The following is a 17120-nucleotide window of genomic DNA, read 5'->3' on the forward strand; positions in this document are numbered from 1 at the left end:
CATCAGCCAAAAACGACTAGCCGACAGCTGACCGCTGAGTGCTGATAGCTTCGATCACTTCCCCCGCCAAGTCCGGGGCGCTCGCCGGCGGCATTATGTACGCGCCGTTTACTAGCGGTTGGGCTTTGGCGAGTATGTTCTGGGCCACTTCTACCCCGTATTTCGGGGCGTCTTCGGGGGAGAGGGTGGCTAGCTTTTCGCGGACGGGTTTCGGGATGTCCACCCCTGGGACTTCGTGGTGGAGGAACTCGGCCTGGCGGGCGCTTCGCAGGGGCATCAGGCCGAGGAGGAGACAGGGGTCGAGGTCGCCGAGGCGTTCGAGGGCTACTTCGAGGGCTCCTATCTCGAAGACCGGCTGGGTCCAGAAGGCGTGGGCCCCGGCCCCGATCTTGCGCCTGAGCTTCTCGATCTCGCCGTCGAGGTCCTCGGCCGTCGGGTTGAAGGCGGAGCCTATGAGGAAGCCGGCGGGCCCGCCGATGGAGTTGCCCGCCAAATCTTCGCCCCGGTTCATCCTGGAGAGGATGTGAACCAGGCCCGCGGAGTCCGTGTCGAAGACGCCCGTGGCCTCGGGGTAGTCCCCGATCTGGGTAGGGTCGCCCGTTACCGCGAGGATGTTCTTTACCCCGAGGGCCGCGGCCCCTAGGAAGTCCGCCTGCAACCCTATGATGTTCCGGTCTCTACAGGAGATGTGCGCGACGACCTCGATGCCGACCTCTTCCTGCACGATCCTGGCCGCCGCGACGGGGTGCATCCTGAGGCGCGCCCGCGCCCCGTCTGAGATGTCTATGGCGTCCACGCCGCGCTCCTTGAGCCGCCGCGACGCCTCGACCACCCTGGTGATGTCGTTGCCCCGCGGCAGGTCCACCTCGACGGCCACCGCGAAGCCGGTCCGAAGCTTCTCCGCGAGGTCCGTGGAGGGCCCGTCGAGGACCTCTTGCGGCTTCTCTTCTTCCACCGTTCTCACGGACACGCCGCGGTTCGGGGTGGTCCCGGGGCGGAAGTCGCGGAGGGCGTCCGCCAGGGCCTTTACGTGCTCCGGCGTCGTGCCGCAGCAGCCGCCGACGAGGCGGGCGCCGGCCTCCGCCAGCTTGCGGCCGTAGAGGGCGAAATGGTCCACGTCGCGGCGGAAGCGGACCTTGCCGTCCACGAGCTGGGGGAGGCCGGGGTTCGGGAAAGCGGCGACGGGGCCGACCTCCGCAGACATGCCTTCTATGATGCCGACCATCCGTTGCGGGCCGACCGTGCAGTTCGAGCCCGAGAGGTCCACGCCGAGGGCGGAGATCTCGCGCGCCGCCCGTCCCGGCAGGCCCTCGGACAAGGTCTCGCCGTCCTCGACGAAGGTCTTGTACGCGACTATCGGGACCCCGAGGCCCCTGACGGCCTCGTGGGCGAGGCGGAGCTCGACGAGGTCGGTGAAGGTCTCCAGGACGAGGGCGTCGGCGCCGCCTTCCAGCAGCGCCTCGGCCTGTTCCAAAAAGACTGCGCGGGCCTCGGCCTCCGTGACCGGGCCGACGGGGCAGAGGGGGCGGCCGAGGGGGCCGATGGCGCCGAGAACCAGCGCCTTGCTCCCGTTGGTCCCTGCAATATCCGCGGCCTTGCGGGCCAGGCGGGCGCCCGCCTCGTTTACCTCGCGCACGCGGTCTTCCAGCTCGTGGACCTCGAGTTTGAAGCGGTTGGCGGAGAAGGTGTTGGTCTCGATCACGCCGGCGCCGGCCCGGATGTACTCCTCGTGGATGCCGGCCACCATCTCGGGGTGGGTGACGTTGGCGCGGGCGTAGGGGTGGCCGAAGCCGACGCCGCGTTCGGCGAGGAGGGTGCCCATCGCGCCGTCCCCGATCAGGACGCCGGAGCCTGTCATCTCCCTGAGATCGAAACTCAAAAGAAAACCTCTCTCCTCTTCGGTTGTGCGTCGGCGCGGGGGAGAGAGGCCAGTCGATGCGGTTCCGACTCATCTCTCGGAGTATCCTCCGCGGGAGTTGGCACCTGCCACGGGGCTTTTACCCCGCCGGTCGCCGCGGCTTCAAAGGGCCCATCCCTCCACCGCTCTCGATGAGCGTCCGGGCCGGCAGTGCCAACCCCAGACCCACGAATTACAGCACGGCAGGGGCGCCATTTCAATTCGGAAGGGCGGAAGGCCCGTCAGCGGCGGGAGATCGAACGGGTCAGCATCTCGCGCGGGTCCCGCGCCGCCACCCGCGCGGCCACCAGGAGTTTCTTCGGCCGCGAGGTCTCGGCCCGGCCGGTGTACACGTCGTAGCCGCGCGCCTCTATGCGGTCGAGTATCCCCGCGTACAGCTCCCGCGCGACCATCACGGGCCACCGCCGGCCGCGGGGTATGTACTTCATCCCCTCGTCGGCGTACGCGTAAAGCCGCCGCGCCCGCCCTATCTGGAAGCGCATCAACGCCACGAACCGCCCGTCGACGACACCGGCCGCAAGGTCCTCTTCCCCGTACCCGAAGCGCTTCAAATCTTCGAGCGGCAGGTAGACCCTTCCGCGGCGCCAGTCCTCGGCGACGTCGCGCAAAAAGTTGGAGAGCTGCATGGCGACGCCCAGAGCTTCGGCGTGGGGATCGGCCATCCTGTCGGCGGCGCCGAGCACCCGGCACATCATCAGTCCGACGACGGCCGCGCTCCCGTAGGTGTAGACCTCCAGGTCCTCGAACGTCTCGTAGCGGAAGACGCGGGTGTCCATCTTCATGCTCTCCATGAAGGCCGTAATGTGGGCCGGCTCTATGCCGCTCCTTCTCACGGTGTCCGCGTAGGCCCGGAGCACGGGGTTCGAGACGGGCTCGCCGGCCACGGCGGCCATCGTCTCCCGTTCGAAGGCTTCGAGGCCCCCCAGTTGCTCCTCCAGGTTCGTGGCGCCGGGGTTGTCCACGATCTCGTCGGCGTAGCGCATGAAGGCGTAGAGCGCGTGCACCCTGGGCCGGACGCGCCGCGGGAAGAACCGGGTCGAGAAGTAGTAGGTCCTGCTGTGCGCCTTCTGGACCCGCCGGCACAACTCGTAGCTCTCGGCGAGCGAGAGCCCGCCGTCGAGCTTCACGCCGCTCGCGGGGTCGAGCCTCAAACCCCGACCTCGCGCCCGATCCGCTCGGCCGCGAGCCGCGCGCCGATGGTGACCAGGGGCACGCCCGTGCCCGGCCGCGTGCTCGCCCCGACAAAGTACATGCCCTCCACGCTGCGGGAGACCATCGGCGGGCGGAAGTACCCGACCTGGAGGATGCCGTGCCCGATCCCGAACGCCGCGCCTTCTTCGAGGTTGTAGTCGTCCCGCCAGTCGAGAGGCGTCTTTACCTCTTCGTAGACGACCCTGCTCCGGTCGAGCCCGCAACGCCGCTCCAGCATCCCGTAGACCTTCTCCTTGAACGCGGGACCTTCCCGCTCCCAGTCCACGCCCGGCCCCAGGTGGGGCACCGGCACGAGCACGAACAGGGCGTCTTTCCCTTCCGGTGCCATGCCCGGCTCTGTCTTTGACGGGACGACCGCGTAGAAAGATGGGTCGTCGGGGAGCCTGCCGTCGCGGAAGATGGCCTCGAAGTTCTCCCCGTAATCCGGGGAGAGGTAGAAGTTGTGGTGGAGCATCTCGTCGAGCTTGCCGTCTACGCCGAGGTAGAGCATGAACGCCGAGGCCGTGTACCGAAGCTTCTCGCGCCGGCGGAGCCTGAAGTCCGAGTCGGCTTGGCCGCCGAGCAGCTCGCGGTAGGCGTAGGGGAGGTCCGCGTTGGCGAGGACGGCGTCCGCCCCTATCTCCTCGCCGCCGGCTTCGCCCCCCACCCGCACGCCGCGGGCCTTGCCCTTCGTCACGACGACGTTCTCGACGGGGCTGTTCAAACGGAACTTCACGCCGAGCTCGACCGCCAGCCTCTCCATGGCCTCGACGAGGGCGTACATGCCGCCCCGGGGGAACCAGAGGCCGTCCTCGGCCAACTCGGTGTAGGGGAGCAGCGCGTAGACGGCGGGCGCCGAGAAGGGGGAGAGGCCGAGGTACATAGTCTGGAGGCTGAACGCCTGGCGGAGTTTCTCGGTCTTGAAAAACTTCGAGACCTGCCGGTAGTAGTTGTTTACGGCCTTTGTCTTTAGCAAAAGCCGCAAGTTTCTGAGGCCGAAGAAGTCTTTGGCCTTGTCGAAATCGCGTTCGACGAACTCGCTGCGGCCGAGGCGGTACTTGTGGCAGGCGTCTTCCAGGAAGCGGTAAAAGCGCGGGGTGACGCCCGGTTCTATCCGCTCCAGTTCCCGGATCATCTCGGGCAGCGCCCGCCGCGTGGTCAGCGTGTCCCCGTCCCCGAAGGTCACGCGGTAGTCCCCATCGAGCGGGATGAGCTTCACGTAATCGTCGAGGTCCCGGCCCGCGAAGGCGAAGAGCTCGCGGTAGGTGTCGGTCATGAGCAGCAGGGAGGGCCCGGTGTCGAAAGAGAAGCCTTCGGCCTCCAGGCGGCCCATCCGGCCGCCGACCTGGCCGTTCTTCTCGAAGACCTCGACCTCGAAGCCCATGGTGGCCAGCCGGATCGCCGCCGCCAGGCCGCCCATGCCGGCCCCCACAACCGCAACCCGCCTCTTCGCCGCAGACGCCAGGGCGCCACCGTCCTTCTCTAGGGGTATCTCGTGAAGTATACGCCGCCGATGCTAGCAGCGTTCGACCGGGAGCCGGGTAAAGGGGCTTACAGGCGGGGGCCCCAACCGCCCGAAACGGGCCCCGTCACGGCGCGGCCGGGGGCGGGAAGGTCGGGGCGTTCTCGGCGGCCTGGCACTCCTGCCCGGAGCAGGCGCGGATCTCGTCAATCCGTCGCTCCCAGTGGTCGCGCGTCTCTGCCGAGACGGCCCCCGGATCGCTGTCGACCTCGTGGGGGTCGGTGGCAAGATCGTAGTATTCCCTGGCGCCGTTCTGGAAGCGGATGTACTTCTGGTTCTGCATCCTGAGAACTCCCCACTGTGGCGGCGGGTTCAGGTCGGGTTCGCGGATGCTCAGGACCGCGGTCCTTGGCCACGCGGTCGCCGCGCCCGTCGCCAGCGGCATCACCGAGCGTCCGTCGACGAAGGCGGGGGCCTGGGCGTTCGCCATGTCCGCGATCGTGGGGGCTATGTCGTGGTTGCCGACCAGGCCGGGCTCGACCACGTTGCTGCGAATGCCCGGGCCGCGCAGGATCAGGGGGAAGTTTATGTCCTCTTCGTAGGGCTGAAGCTTGCCGTGGGTGAGCCGGTGCTGGCCGAAGTGGGCCCCGTTGTCCGTGTAGAAGACGAAGTAGGTGTCGTCCATCTCCCCGTGCCTGCGAAGGATGTCGGAGGCGTTCCCGATAAAGCGGTCGACCCTTTGTAGGGAACGCAGGCTCTGGCGGTACTGGGAGTCGAGGTCGGAGATCTCACCCCGCGAGAGCCTGTTCAGGTTCCGTATCGAGGGGTTCTTGTCCGAGACGTCGTCCTCGTTGAACGCCGGGGTGCGCGGGACGTTCAGCCCCTTGAACTTGTCGGCGTCTATGTCCGAGGAAGGGTACGGCTCGTGCATCGCCCCGAAGTTGACGAACGCGAAGACGGGGGCCGCGCCGTCCAGCCGGCTCTTGAGAAACGCGGTGGCTTTGTCCGCCACGAGCACGTCGGCCTGCTGGCGGTCGAGGTTCTTGACGTTTCCCTGGTCGTTGACCGAAGTCCAGCCCTGATCCACGCCGTTCCAGGCGTACCAGCGGTCCCAGCCGGGCGGGATGAGCCTGTCGCGGTAGTTGTTCATGTACTTGCCGAAGAGGCCCGTCTGGTAGCCTGCGCCGTCGAGCCAGGTGGCGACCGTGTTCTGGTGCAGGCGCAGCCTCTGGAACTTCTCCCAGCCGCCCTGGGGCTCGGAGTTGCCGTAGATCTTGGTGTTGTGCGGGTACTGCCCGCGCTGGATGACCGCCCGCCCCGGGCAGCACAAAGGGTAGGTGCTCACCGTGTTGGAGAACTTCACGCCCCCGCGGACCAGGTTGTTCTGGAGCGCCGGCATCCGGTTCTCCGTGCCCGGCATCTGGTCGTCGGTGAGGACGAAGACGATGTTGGGCTTCACCTGCGCCCGGCCGGCCGGATTGCCGAGGCCCGCGTCGGCCCAGAGCGCGAACACGAGCGCGAGGCCGGCAAGCAAGGACAGTACGAAAGTCGCGGCGCTCTTGTGGGCTCTGTTCATAATGGGGGCATTCTACGAGACCCCGGCGGTCGCCGTATGGGACCAGGGTCCCATTTTCGGCCGGCTCTTCTAGCCGTCCCTGCCGAGGCCCGCCTCGCGGGCGCGGACGATGGCCTGGGCGCGGTTCGAGAACCCGAGCTTGGCGAAGATTCGGGAGATGTGGTTGCGCACGGTGTTGGGGCTCACGAAGAGGCGGGCCGCGATGGAGGCGTTGTCCCTGCCGGCGGCGATGAGGTCCAGGATCTCGCGCTCGCGGCCGGTGAGCTCGGGGAAGGCGGATGCGGGGTCCGGGCCGGGGTCGGCGAGAAAGCCGGTGAGCCTGCGCGCGATCTCCGGCCCGAACCGCGCCTCGCCGCGGGCGACGGAGCCTAGAGTGTTCAGAACCTCCGTGGGCCGCGCGCTCTTGAGCACGTAGCCCCTCGCCCCCGCCTTCATCGCCGAGACCACCGATTCGTCGTCCTCGAACATGGTCAGGACCAGAACACCGACGCGCGGCTCCTTCCGGAGGATCAGGCGCGTCGCCTCGATGCCGTTAATGCCGGGCATCTGGAGGTCCATCAAGACGACGTCTGGCGAGAGCGTCAGCGCCTTTTCCACGACCTCCCGCCCGTCCACCGCCTCGCCCACGACCTCGACGCCCGGCTCCGACGCAAGCAAGGCCGTCAGGCCGCGGCGGAAGCCCGGGTGGTCGTCCGCCACCAGCACGCGTATCTTGGGTGTTTCAGGCATCGGCCTCCCTCACGGCGCTCCCCCGTCTCTACCTGGCGCCTGATACCCGGCGCCGGAAACTTCCAACGGCAGCCGGGCGAGGACGCGGGTTCCCCCGTGGGGGGCATCCTCGATCGCGCAGGTTCCGCCCAACTCCTCCGCCCTCTCCCGCATCGAGGCCAGCCCCACGCCGGCGCCGCGGTTCTCCCCGAGCCCCACGCCGTCGTCGGTTACCTCCAGCTCCAGAACGTCTCTTCGCGGGGAGAGCCGCACCCGGCAGGAACGCGCCCCCGCGTGTCGGACGACGTTCGTGAGGGCCTCCTGGGCGATCCGGTAGCAGGCGACCTCGACGGCCGCCGGCAGGGGCGGCAGTTCTTCTGGAGTCGCCACGGAGAACGCCACGACGTTCTCCCCCAGGGCCGCCTCTTCGGTAAGCGAGCCGAAGGCCTCGGCCTGCTGACGGATGGCGGGTACGAGGCCGAGGTCGTCGAGGGCGGGGGGCCTGAGGCCGTAGACCAGGCGCCTGATGTTCACCACGGTCTCCTGCGTCTGTTCTTCGAGCTGGGCGAGCAGCTTCGTGGCGTCCTCCGGCCTCTCGTCCACCAGGCGCCGCGCCGCCTCCAGCCCGAAGGAGAGGCCGGCGAGGGAGGGGCCGAGGCCGTCGTGCAGGTCGCGCCTGAGGCGGCGGCGCTCCTCCTCCCGCGTGGTGACCAGGCGTTCGCGGGAGCGCCTCAGGTCGGCCGTGAGCCGGACGGCGTAGACGGCCACCTCCGCCTGCCGGGCCAGGTCCCGGAGCAGGCGGTGATCCGCCTCCGAGAACGGCTCGTCCGGGGAAGGGGGGGAGAGGATGAGGCGCCCGATCTGGTCTTTCCCGTGCCTGAGGGTCAAGATCGTCGGGACGCCAGCCGGTGAGCCGTAGACCGATGCGGTCTCGAAACCGCCGTCTTTTTTTAGCGAGATCTCGGCGTGTGGAATCCCCATCGCCCGGGCAACGGTCTCCACGATGGTCGGCAGGACCGCTTCGGGGACGAAAGCGGCCTCCAGACGTTCTCCGAGGCGCGAGAGCGCCGCGTACGGGTCGCGGCGCTGGCCGTACATCAGGCGGTCCACGCCGTCCTGTAGCCGGGCGCGCAGCGGTTGGAAGAGGACGGCGACCAGGCCGGTCGCGACGAGGGAGACAACCAGGTTGCCACCGGCCCCGACCCGAAAGAGCGCGCCGAAAACCGCCACCAGCAGGACGTAGAGCGCGGCCACCACGGCGGTCAACGACCCGTAGACCAGGGCGCGGTTGATGACGGCGTCGACGTCGTAGAGCCGGTGGCGCAGGACGGCCACGCCCGTAAAGACGGGCACGAAGAAGAGCGCGACCACGATCAGAAGTTCCAGGGTCGTCTCCAGCCTGAGCTCGGCCAGAGGGCCGAGCGTGCGGTCTTGCCTGACGAAGACCCCGAAGCTGCCGGCGACCTGCAGAAGGGGCCTCACCGCCTGTCCGAAGAAGAGCAGCGAAAGTTTCTCCACGGCGCGGTCGAGCAGAAGCAGCATCCCACCGGCCAGCGCCGGGATGGCGGCGCAGGCGAACCACCCGAGCTGTTGGCGCCCGTCACCCCCGGCCCGGCGCAGGCGAACGAGTAGCAAGACTATAGAGGCCGCGGAGGCAAGGGAGAGCAGCGCGCCGCCCGCGAGGTAGGAGGCGTCCAGAAGGCGCCTCACCGGAAGGCCGCCCGGGGCGTCGGCCAGCCCAAGCGGGTTGGAGACGAAGTAGTAGGCCGGAAGGGGGCCGAACCGGAGCGCCTCTGACAGGCAGATAAGGGCTGTCCCGCACACCGCTCCCCACGCCGCCCACTTCCAGGACCGCGACGGTGGCCGTCCTTCAGGGAAGAGGAGCGTAAGAAACACCCCGAAAGCCACCAGGAGCGGCAGGCCCAGGATCGTCGATGCCCAGGCGGAGAGATCCCCGCCAGGCAGAGACGGCCGGACGAGGAGGGCGTGGTCCGTGTACGCCGCGGCCAGGCGCCGGGCGCCGTAGATCAGGCCCACGCCGCAGAAGATCCAGCCCACGAGGTTCCTGGGAAGCCGCGAGACCACGAGGACCCCGATGGTCGGGCAGGCGAGCGAGAGCAGCGCCGTGAAGACCGCCAGCCCGAGCCCCGGCCGCTCGGGGGGCGCCAGGAGGTTTGGCGTGAGGGCGTCCAGCGCCAGGCTGGAAAAGATCATGACCGCGCACAAAGACCACAAGAACCACGCCGCCGTCAGGGGCCAATCTCGGGCCACGGACACGGTAGCTTTTTCGCGCGCGACGGTCACGGGATCTCGCACCCGGACGTATCGTCTTCCGGGTCGACCGAGGCTATGTCGTTGTCCCCGGGGCCGCAGTCGACGGTCTCGTCGGGGACGCCGTCCGCCGCGTAGAGGAAATCGTCCCCGCCCCGCCGGAGAGGTCGTCGCGTCCCCCTCTCCGAAGATGGAGTCCCCGCCTTCGCCGCCGGCAAGCTCGTCGTTGCCCCGGCCGCCCTCCAGCCGGTCCGCGCCCGGACCCCCCTCCAGCCTGTCTACTTCCGTCGCGCCGTCCAGGCGGTCCCGGCCACGGCCCCCGGCCAACTCGTCCTCGTCCGGGCCGCCCTGGGCGGAGCCGCCCGAGGCGCCCAGCCTGAGGTCGTCCGCGCCCCTGTTGCCGAAGAGGCCGTCGGGGCCCTCGCCCCCGTAAAGCTCGTCGTCGCCCGCGAGGCCGAGCAGGCGGTCGGTGCCGGGGCCGCCGGAGAGGTTGTCGTCCCCGTTGCCGCCCTTGACCGTGTTCGGTTTCGTGCCGCCGATCAGGAAGACCGCGGCCCCGATCAGGACGACCCCGGCAAGCACGACCAGGATGGTCCGCCGCGTCATACTTCCCCGGCCGTCCGTCCGGTCATGACCGGGTGGCCGTCGATCGCCGGGGCTTTACTGGGGGTTGCCTTGAAGATCTCGCCGGACCTCGCAATCGCGCACCGTATCGCCAGGATCGTAGTAGACCGTATCGTTGCCGGCGCCGCAATCCACGGTGTCGCCGCCGGCGTTGTCCGCGACGATGATCCAGTCGTCCTCGTCCATGCCGTAGATGGTGTCGTCCCCGCGGTTGCTCCCGACGCCGTTGCCCCTCTCGTTGCCGCGAATAGTGTCGTCGCCCTGGCCGGGATGCAGGCGGTCCTCGCCGTCGCCCACGAACAAGTCGTCGTCGCCGTTCTCGCCGTACACGGTATCGCCGCCCGCGAGGCTCTTTATGGTGTCGGGGCCGCCGCGGCCGTAGACCGACTCGAACTTGTCGGTCCCCAGAAGCGTGTCCGCCTGCTGCGTGCCGTAGCAGGCGCGGCTATCGTGCGCCTTGCACTGCTTGTTGGCGGCGAGCGCCACCCCGCAGACAAGCACCAGCATCGAAATCGTCGCCGCTGTCAACAGGCCCGGTCTTCGCATCGACTCAGCCCCTCCAGTCGAGCACGGGGGGCGAGGGTGCTCGTCCTGGTGTAGTGCCGCCGGTCTTCAGGTCCCTCTCCTCCCGTGCTTACGCTCCGGCCTACGAAGGGGCCGCAGCCTGCATCCGCGAACCCCTGGGGCGCATGTTAGGTCGAAGGGCCGTCGTCTCGCATGGGAGCCAGGTCCCATATTTGCGGAGAACTCTCGCCTCTCTGCGGTACTGCCATGTAAGCTGGGATTTGGAAGGTAGGTGCCGGCCAACCGGGAAGGACCAGGTGCGCTGTCCGAACTGCAACACGTGGAACGGAGATCCCCGCCGGCGCCGCTGCTCGAATTGCGGGACCGTTTTGGAGCCCGTCCCCGATTACCTGGCGCGGGCGGTCGTGGCGGCCCTGATCTGCCCGGTTGCCGGCATCGTCTCCCTCTACTTCTCCGTGTGGACGAACCGCTCGCTCGTCGCGGGCGACTACTTCGGGGCGCGGGAGCATTCCCGGCTGGCGCGGGCGTGGGCCAACGCGGCACTCTGGCTCGTGCTGGCGGCTGCTTTGTTCTTCGGTCTCGTCACCCTGCTCGACGCGGTCGGCAACCCGTAGTCCAGGGGCGGGTTGCTCGTATTCTGTGGCCTTCGCGGGCCCTCCGGGCGCGTGTAGCGTGGAAGGGTAGCCGCCGCGCAGGGCAGACGAACCCCAGTCTCTGTTATCGGTTCAGGTGTGAAAGTTCCGTGTGGGATCGGGTGTCGGCGCTAGGATTCGTCCCGGAGGTCCGGCGCTCCCCTGAGCGCGGCCTCGTATTCCTCGCGCTCGAAGACGAAGGGCCCGAGCCGGTCGTGGCGCCATCTCCTCCGGTGCGGCTGCTCGAAGTCGTCCCAAACGACGGCATCGTCCTGGACCGTGATCCTCGCGTGTAGCGGCCAGCATCCGACGACGCCGCAGCCGAGGACGGAGATCCTGCCTTCCCAATCGTCGTAACGATCATCCGGAACGCCGAGCAGACGCCGCGAAGGCATAAAGATGGCTTCGGCGGGCAGCCCGACGTAGCTCCCGGCGCGATCTGGGCGGCCGTCTCGCGTGGCGAACGGAAGCTCGACCTCCCTTACCAGGTCCAGAAGGCTCCGGCCGTTGACGAAGATGTCCACCGTGTCGATGGGCCCCCAGGCAGGGGTGTCGGTTCTATCGACCTCGAAGCGAATAGTGTCCACCGGGATGTTCTACGCCACCTACTCGTAGCCCACGGCCTCGACTATGGCCTTGCGGGCAGCGGAGCGGGCAGGGAGCAGGCCGGCGAAGACGCCTATGAAGAGGCCGGAGAAAAGGGCGGCGAGCGCCGGAAGGCGCGGGTAGTAGAACTCGATCTCGAACCCGCCGGCGCCCGAGCCCTGGACGAACAGGTAGCCGAGAAGGGAGCCCAGAACGACGCCGACGAGGCAGCCGATCAGGCTGATGACGACCCCCTCGTCGATGATGAGGCGCCCGACCTGCAACCGCGTGGTCCCGATGGCCCTGAGTATCCCGATCTCCCGCGTCCTCTCGAACACGCTCATGGACAACGTGTTGACGACCCCGAACGCCGAGACCGCCACCGAGACGCCCATGATGGCGTAGAAGAAGACGTACTGGCGGTTGAAGTCTCCCTCGATGCGCGCCTTCCACTCGGCGTTCGAGTACAGCGTGAACTGCGGGTAATCCCGCAACACCCGCCCGATCCCATCGGACAGGGCTTCGCGGTCCGAACCCGGCTCCGCCTTTACGGCCAGAAACTCGCTCTCGGTCTCGTTGAAGTCCCTGGCGAGCGCCCGCTTTGAAAGGTAGACGCCCGACCCGCCCCCGATCAGGTCGTTCTCCAGAACACCCTCGATTGGGTACTTCTTTTTCCCTCTCGGTCCTGCCAGCTCTATCTCGTCTCCCACGCCAAGCTTCCTGCTCTCCGCGAGCTGCTTACCGATCAGGGCGCCGCCCTCGTCGAGCGTACCGAAGGCGTCTTTCGGGGTGCCCGGGGCGAAGTCCGTGCGGAAGATACCGGGGTAGTTCCCGTCCACGCCGAAGACTATGTCCACCTTCTCGCCGCTGCGGCGGAAGCTCGAGACGATGCTCGTCGTGCTCTCGACGCCTTCTATCGCCTGGACCTTTTCCGGCAGGCTCGCGTTGAAGCCCGCGTCGGAGGTCTGTTGGGTGGGCTGGACCACGTAGTCGCTGCCCAGAGAGTCGTCGAGGTAGTCTCTTATCGAGCCGAGCAGGCTCCCGCCGAGGGCCGCGAAGGCGACGACGAGCGAGATGCCGACCATGAGCGCCGACGCCGTGAGCGCCGTCCTTCCCCGGTTCCTCGTGGCGTTCGCCGCCGCCATCCTTCCCTCTACCCCGAAGAGAAGCCGCAAGATCGGGGAGAAAAGGGCCGCCAACGGCCGGACGAGGACGGGTATCAGGAGCGAGACGCCGAGAAAGGCCGCGATGACGCCGGCGATGCCCGAGGCGTAGACGAGGCCGTCGAGGTCGGCCGAGAGGTTCCTGGCGAGGTAGTAGATCCAGGGCACCCCCACGCCCGCCAGCGCCAGCCCGATTACCGGCGCCAGACGGGAAGCCCTTCGTCTCCCCCCGCCGCCGGCGCGGGAGCGCATCGCCTCGACGGGGCTGACGCGGCCGGCGCGCAGGGCGGGGAGCAGGGCCGCGACCACCGTGACGGCGACGCCGACGCAGACGGCGGAGACGAGGGCGAAAGGGGAGAGGATGAGCGTGGTGATCTCGAACAGAAAAGCCCTCCCGAAGAGGTAGACGAGCCCCTTCGCCATCCCGTACCCGAAGAGCACGCCAAGGATGGAACCGAAGATGCCGAGAAGTGCTGCCTCCAGGATGACGGAACGCGCGATCATGGCCCGCGTCGAACCGAGCGCCCGCAGCATGCCCAGCTCCCTGGTCCGCTCGAGCACGGTCATCGAGAGCGCGTTGAACACTAGAAACGCCCCGACGAAGAGCGCCGTCCCGGCGAAGAAGAGCAGCGCGAGCCTGAACCCCTGCAACTGCCCCGTTACCGCCTGCGTCCGCGTCTCCGACCGCTCCGCCTGCAACCCTTCGCCCAGGCCCCTGTCCAGCCGCTCCCGCAACTCCCCGACCGGCACGCCCTCCCCGGCCTCGACCGCGATGCCGGAGATCTGGTCCGGCTTGTCGAACGCGTCCTGGACGAAGGGCAGAGGGACCATGCCGAAGGCGAGCCCCCCGAACGACCCGCCCGGTATCCTGAGCAGCCCTACGACCTTCGCCTCCCGCGGACCTGCGGGCGTGCCCAGCGTTACCTCGTCCCCGATCTTCAGCCCGGCCCCCTCCGCCGCGGCGCCGTCGAGGGTGAGCTCCCGCCCGCTCTTCGGGAACCTCCCGTCCGTCAACTCGAAGCCCGTCGCGAGTTCCGCGGACCTGGGTTCCACGCCGAAGAGGCGCATGCTCCTGACCTCCGGCAGTCCGGCTTCGGTCTCGCGGTCCAGGATCAGGGACGCCGAGCTCGCGTACCGGGGCGCGGCCGACTCCACCCCCTCGAAACCACGTACCTTCTCAACGGTCTTCTGGTCGAAGCCGCCCGAGCCCCGGCCGCGGTCACCGTGAGGTCGGCTGATCCGTAGGCGCGGGAGAAGAGTTGCTGAAAGGTGCCCGACATCGTGTTCGAGAGCGTCAACACGCCGAAGACGATGCCGACCCCGAGCACGATGCCGACGGCGGTGAGCAGCGTGCGCTGCGCCCTGGCCCGCAGGTTGCGCAGGCTCAGGCCCGAGAAGCGCCTCAACTTCACAGGGACGCCGCCCCGGGGCGTGCTAACCTGAACGAGATCTGGGCGAAAACGTTTGAGTGGGGAGGACGGATGGAAGAGCGCGGCGGGCCCGTCAGGGTAGGTTCTGAGAGGGAGAATAAACACTCGCGGCTCGGGGTCGCCTCCTTCGTGATAGCCGTCCTGACCACGGTGCTCTTCATCGTGCTGCTCGTCGTGATCTTCGGCGCCGCGGGGCAATTGCTCGGGAACGAGGACCCGCAGAGCGTCACGCCCCAGGACCTGCAACAGAACCTCGAAGAATCTCCCGGCACGACGGGCGTGCTCGGGGTCGCGGGCTTCGGCCTGGTGGCTAGCCCGTTCCTGTACCTTCTCGGCGCCGCGCTCGGCACAGCCGGCCTCATACAGAAGCGCCGCAAGAGGCTGTTCGCCGTCCTCGGGACCGTCGCGAACGGCGTGATCTTCCTCGGCCTTCTGGCCCTCGTCCTGTTCCTCGTCGTGGTCGGCACGACCATCCAGCCCTGATCCGTCATGCTTCCCGCTCCATGAACAGGAACTCGTACCCGCCGACGTTCGTCTCGTGCATATAAGTCTCGCCCCGCCCGAAACCGGCCCGCTCGTAGACCCGTATCGCGCGTTCGTTGAAGGTCGTCACGGAGAGCGTGAAACGCCGGGGCGCGAGACGTTCGCGCGCGAACCCCAGCCCGGCGCTGCAGAACTCCTCCCCGATCCCGCGTCCCGTCAGGTCCGGCCTGAGCCCTAGGCCGACGTCCATGGTCTCGCTCGTCTTCTCGAACTGGAAGAACCCGACGAGGTCTCCCTCCTCGTCCAGGGCCGAGAAGTAGACGTCTTTTCGGCGCTCTTCGTCCAGAAGCTCCGCGAGGTCATCCGGGTCCGCGTCGCCGTTGTAGAAGTCGTAGGGGGGCTCGTAGCGCCAGCCGGAGATCTCGCGGGCGTCGGCGGCGTCCATCTGCCGGAAGGAGTAGCCGGAAGGCATCTCAGCCCAGGGATTCGAGCGTCCTGATGCGCTCGAGGATGTCGTCCGGGTTGGGGTCGCGGGCCTCGTCGACCACGCGGCCGTCGGAGAGGAAGACGGCCCTGTCTGAGGCGGAGGCGGCGCGCGGGTCGTGGGTGACCATCAGGATGGTCTGGTCGTAGCGGGCGGCCGACTCTTTGAGGAGGACGAGCACCTCGGCTCCGGTCCTCGAGTCGAGGTTTCCGGTCGGCTCGTCGGCGAGGATGATGTCGGGGAAGCGTATGAGGGCGCGGGCTATGGCGACCCGCTGCTGCTCGCCGCCCGAGAGCTCGTCCGGCCTGTGATCCCGGCGGCCCGTCAGGCCGACGAGGTCTAGAAGCTCGTCCACCCGCCTCGCGTACTTGCCCGGCTTCTTGCCGGAGATCAAAACCGGCAGGAGCACGTTCTCCTCGGCCGAGAGCGTCGGTATGAGGTTGAAGAACTGGAACACGAAACCCATCCGCCGCCGCCTCAGCAGCGTGAGCTCCCTGTCGGAGAGCCCGGACAGCTCCGTCCCGCCGACGATGACGCGCCCTTCCGAGGGCTTGTCCAGGGCGCCGAGGATGTGCAGCAGCGTGCTCTTACCCGACCCGCTTGGGCCCATGATCGCGGCGAACTCCCCGTTGGGGAACGCCAAAGAGACGTCGTCGAGCGCCCGCACCGCCGTCGAACCCTCGCCGTAGACCTTACGCAGGCCCACCGTCTCGACAGCGTTTGGAACACCGTTCTCCACGAGCCGAGTATATCCGTGCATAGGACCGACACGACGAAGAAGGCTTTGAGGGGTGGGGAGTCGGGACCCACACTGCCAGGCGCCCCTAAAAACCTGAGAACCTCAAAACCTTTGTAACATCTACATCCCGCTGGTAGAATCCCGCGGCAATCGCATAAGCCCCTGCTCCGCCGGGACGAGCCCGGGGAGCCGAATCTAGACCGGAGGAGGCAACCATAACTACTTACGAAGCCATGCTCATAGTCATACCCGAGCTCGACGAAGAGCAGGTCGAGAATACGGTCGGCCGTTTTCGCACGATCATCGAGCGCACGGGCGGCGAGGCCGGCGAGCCCAAGCACTGGGGCCGCCGCAAGCTCGCCTACGAGATAGACAACCGCACCGACGGTTTCTACGTCGTCATGGAGTTCACGACCGGGGAGCGGACCCTCGTCGAGCTCAAGCGCATCCTGCGCGTCTCGGACGACGTGCTGCGGCACACGATCGTGAAGCTCCCGCCGAGCTACGCGCACAAGCCGCTGCCGGAGCCCGAAGAAGTCCCGGCCTAACACGACTCTCCAGGAGGTAGAGAATGGGTAAGAGAAGGAGTGGCCCGCCCCGCGGGGGCCGGCCGGTAAAGAGCAAGCCGTGCGTCTTCTGCAAAGAGGACGTCGCGTACGTGGACTACAAGGACTACAACGTGCTGCGCCGGTTCGTCTCCGACCGGGGCAAGATCCGGGCCCGCAGGGTGACCGGCCTCTGCCCGCAGCACCAGCGCGAGGCGGCCACCTCGATCAAGCGCGCCCGCGAGATGGCGCTTCTGCCCTACGTGGTAGGAAGGTAAAGGGCCATGCAGGTGATACTGACCCAGGACGTGGACAAGATAGGCCAGAGGGGCGATATCGTGGACGTTAGCCGCGGCTACGTCCGCAACTTCCTGGTCCCCCGCAACCTCGCCGAGGTCGCGACGCCGGGCAAGATGGAAGAGGCCCGCCGCGAGATGGCCGAGAGCGAGGAGCGGGACCGCCGCCTCGCCGAGCGCGCCGAGGAGATCGCCGCGACCCTGAACAAGAGCGTGATCACCATCGAGGCCCGCACCGGCGAGGACGAGCGCCTCTTCGGCTCCGTCACCGCCGCGAACGTCGCCGACGCCGTCGAGAAGGCCCGCGGAGTCCGGATCGACCGGCGCAGGGTCCGCATGGACGAGCCCATAAAGTCCCTCGGCACCCACCAGGTCCCGATCCAGGTCCACGGCGACGTCGAAGCCAGCGTCAAGGTCATCGTCGTCCCCAAACTGTAGCCGGCGGTTCGTGCAGCGAACCGCGCTTTCAGCTTTCGGCCGTCAGCTTT

General features: G+C 68.1%; 17 protein-coding genes and 1 riboswitch. Of the genes, 6 read left to right on the forward strand and 11 right to left on the reverse strand.

The window, feature by feature from the left end:
• Positions 1-16: 16 nt before the first annotated feature.
• The 7 genes from GBA63_RS06595 to GBA63_RS06625 form a co-directional block, all read right to left on the reverse strand.
• Positions 17-1879, reverse strand: a complete 1863-nt coding sequence (locus tag GBA63_RS06595; RefSeq protein WP_166174582.1) for a bifunctional homocysteine S-methyltransferase/methylenetetrahydrofolate reductase — start codon at positions 1877-1879, stop codon at positions 17-19.
• A 66-nt stretch (positions 1880-1945) separates the two neighbouring features.
• A riboswitch (SAM riboswitch) is annotated at positions 1946-2056 on the reverse strand.
• 83 nt (positions 2057-2139) lie between these two features.
• Positions 2140-3069: a phytoene/squalene synthase family protein gene (locus tag GBA63_RS06600; RefSeq protein ID WP_166174584.1), complete on the reverse strand. Its 930-nt coding sequence runs from the start codon at positions 3067-3069 to the stop codon at positions 2140-2142.
• Positions 3066-4541, reverse strand: a complete 1476-nt coding sequence (locus tag GBA63_RS06605) for a phytoene desaturase family protein (RefSeq protein ID WP_166174586.1) — start codon at positions 4539-4541, stop codon at positions 3066-3068. Before GBA63_RS06605 ends, GBA63_RS06600 begins: the two co-directional genes overlap by 4 nt.
• A 157-nt stretch (positions 4542-4698) precedes the next feature.
• Positions 4699-6147 carry a sulfatase family protein gene (locus GBA63_RS06610; protein ID WP_166174588.1) on the reverse strand — a complete coding sequence of 483 codons (1449 nt, stop codon included), beginning with the start codon at positions 6145-6147 and terminating at the stop codon, positions 4699-4701.
• A 69-nt stretch (positions 6148-6216) separates the two neighbouring features.
• Positions 6217-6876, reverse strand: a complete 660-nt coding sequence (locus GBA63_RS06615) for a response regulator (protein ID WP_166174590.1) — start codon at positions 6874-6876, stop codon at positions 6217-6219.
• 9 nt (positions 6877-6885) lie between these two features.
• Positions 6886-9732 carry a histidine kinase gene (locus tag GBA63_RS06620; protein ID WP_166174592.1) on the reverse strand — a complete coding sequence of 949 codons (2847 nt, stop codon included), beginning with the start codon at positions 9730-9732 and terminating at the stop codon, positions 6886-6888.
• 54 nt (positions 9733-9786) lie between these two features.
• Positions 9787-10278, reverse strand: coding sequence for a calcium-binding protein (locus tag GBA63_RS06625; RefSeq protein WP_207957107.1), 492 nt, complete (start codon positions 10276-10278; stop codon positions 9787-9789).
• 293 nt (positions 10279-10571) lie between these two features.
• Here GBA63_RS06625 and GBA63_RS06630 point away from each other — a divergent pair, with 293 nt between their 5' ends.
• A complete protein-coding gene (locus GBA63_RS06630) occupies positions 10572-10889 on the forward strand; it encodes a CD225/dispanin family protein (protein ID WP_166174596.1) in 318 nt (105 codons plus the stop codon).
• 149 nt (positions 10890-11038) lie between these two features.
• Here the strand turns inward: GBA63_RS06630 and GBA63_RS06635 are convergent, their stop codons facing one another.
• Together GBA63_RS06635 and GBA63_RS06640 are read right to left on the reverse strand one after the other, a co-directional pair.
• Positions 11039-11494, reverse strand: a complete 456-nt coding sequence (locus GBA63_RS06635; protein WP_166174598.1) for a hypothetical protein — start codon at positions 11492-11494, stop codon at positions 11039-11041.
• A gap of 18 nt (positions 11495-11512) precedes the next feature.
• Positions 11513-13894, reverse strand: a complete 2382-nt coding sequence (locus tag GBA63_RS06640) for an ABC transporter permease (RefSeq protein ID WP_323127039.1) — start codon at positions 13892-13894, stop codon at positions 11513-11515.
• Between the two features lie 30 nt (positions 13895-13924).
• On the opposite strand from GBA63_RS06640, the gene GBA63_RS06645 reads away from it, so the two are divergent.
• Together GBA63_RS06645 and GBA63_RS06650 are read left to right on the forward strand one after the other, a co-directional pair.
• The gene (locus GBA63_RS06645; RefSeq protein WP_166174602.1) at positions 13925-14098 is read left to right on the forward strand and encodes a hypothetical protein; all 174 of its coding nucleotides are present in this window, start codon (positions 13925-13927) and stop codon (positions 14096-14098) included.
• A gap of 38 nt (positions 14099-14136) precedes the next feature.
• Positions 14137-14568, forward strand: coding sequence for a hypothetical protein (locus tag GBA63_RS06650; protein ID WP_166174604.1), 432 nt, complete (start codon positions 14137-14139; stop codon positions 14566-14568).
• A 4-nt stretch (positions 14569-14572) separates the two neighbouring features.
• Here the strand turns inward: GBA63_RS06650 and GBA63_RS06655 are convergent, their stop codons facing one another.
• Both GBA63_RS06655 and GBA63_RS06660 read right to left on the reverse strand, forming a co-directional pair.
• Positions 14573-15040 carry a GNAT family N-acetyltransferase gene (locus GBA63_RS06655; protein ID WP_207957108.1) on the reverse strand — a complete coding sequence of 156 codons (468 nt, stop codon included), beginning with the start codon at positions 15038-15040 and terminating at the stop codon, positions 14573-14575.
• Between the two features lies 1 nt (position 15041).
• A complete protein-coding gene (locus tag GBA63_RS06660) occupies positions 15042-15791 on the reverse strand; it encodes an ABC transporter ATP-binding protein (RefSeq protein ID WP_228282337.1) in 750 nt (249 codons plus the stop codon).
• Positions 15792-16006: 215 nt separating this feature from the next.
• On the opposite strand from GBA63_RS06660, the gene rpsF reads away from it, so the two are divergent.
• From rpsF to rplI, 3 genes are read left to right on the forward strand one after another with little or no spacing between them, the layout of a single operon-like run.
• Positions 16007-16339 carry a 30S ribosomal protein S6 gene (rpsF, locus tag GBA63_RS06665; RefSeq protein WP_266096307.1) on the forward strand — a complete coding sequence of 111 codons (333 nt, stop codon included), beginning with the start codon at positions 16007-16009 and terminating at the stop codon, positions 16337-16339.
• A 23-nt stretch (positions 16340-16362) separates the two neighbouring features.
• The gene (rpsR, locus tag GBA63_RS06670; RefSeq protein WP_166174610.1) at positions 16363-16614 is read left to right on the forward strand and encodes a 30S ribosomal protein S18; all 252 of its coding nucleotides are present in this window, start codon (positions 16363-16365) and stop codon (positions 16612-16614) included.
• Between the two features lie 6 nt (positions 16615-16620).
• Positions 16621-17070, forward strand: a complete 450-nt coding sequence (gene rplI, locus GBA63_RS06675; RefSeq protein ID WP_166174612.1) for a 50S ribosomal protein L9 — start codon at positions 16621-16623, stop codon at positions 17068-17070.
• The last annotated feature ends 50 nt before the right edge of the window (positions 17071-17120 follow it).

The organism is Rubrobacter tropicus (assembly GCF_011492945.1).
GTDB classification, from domain to species: domain Bacteria; phylum Actinomycetota; class Rubrobacteria; order Rubrobacterales; family Rubrobacteraceae; genus Rubrobacter_D; species Rubrobacter_D tropicus.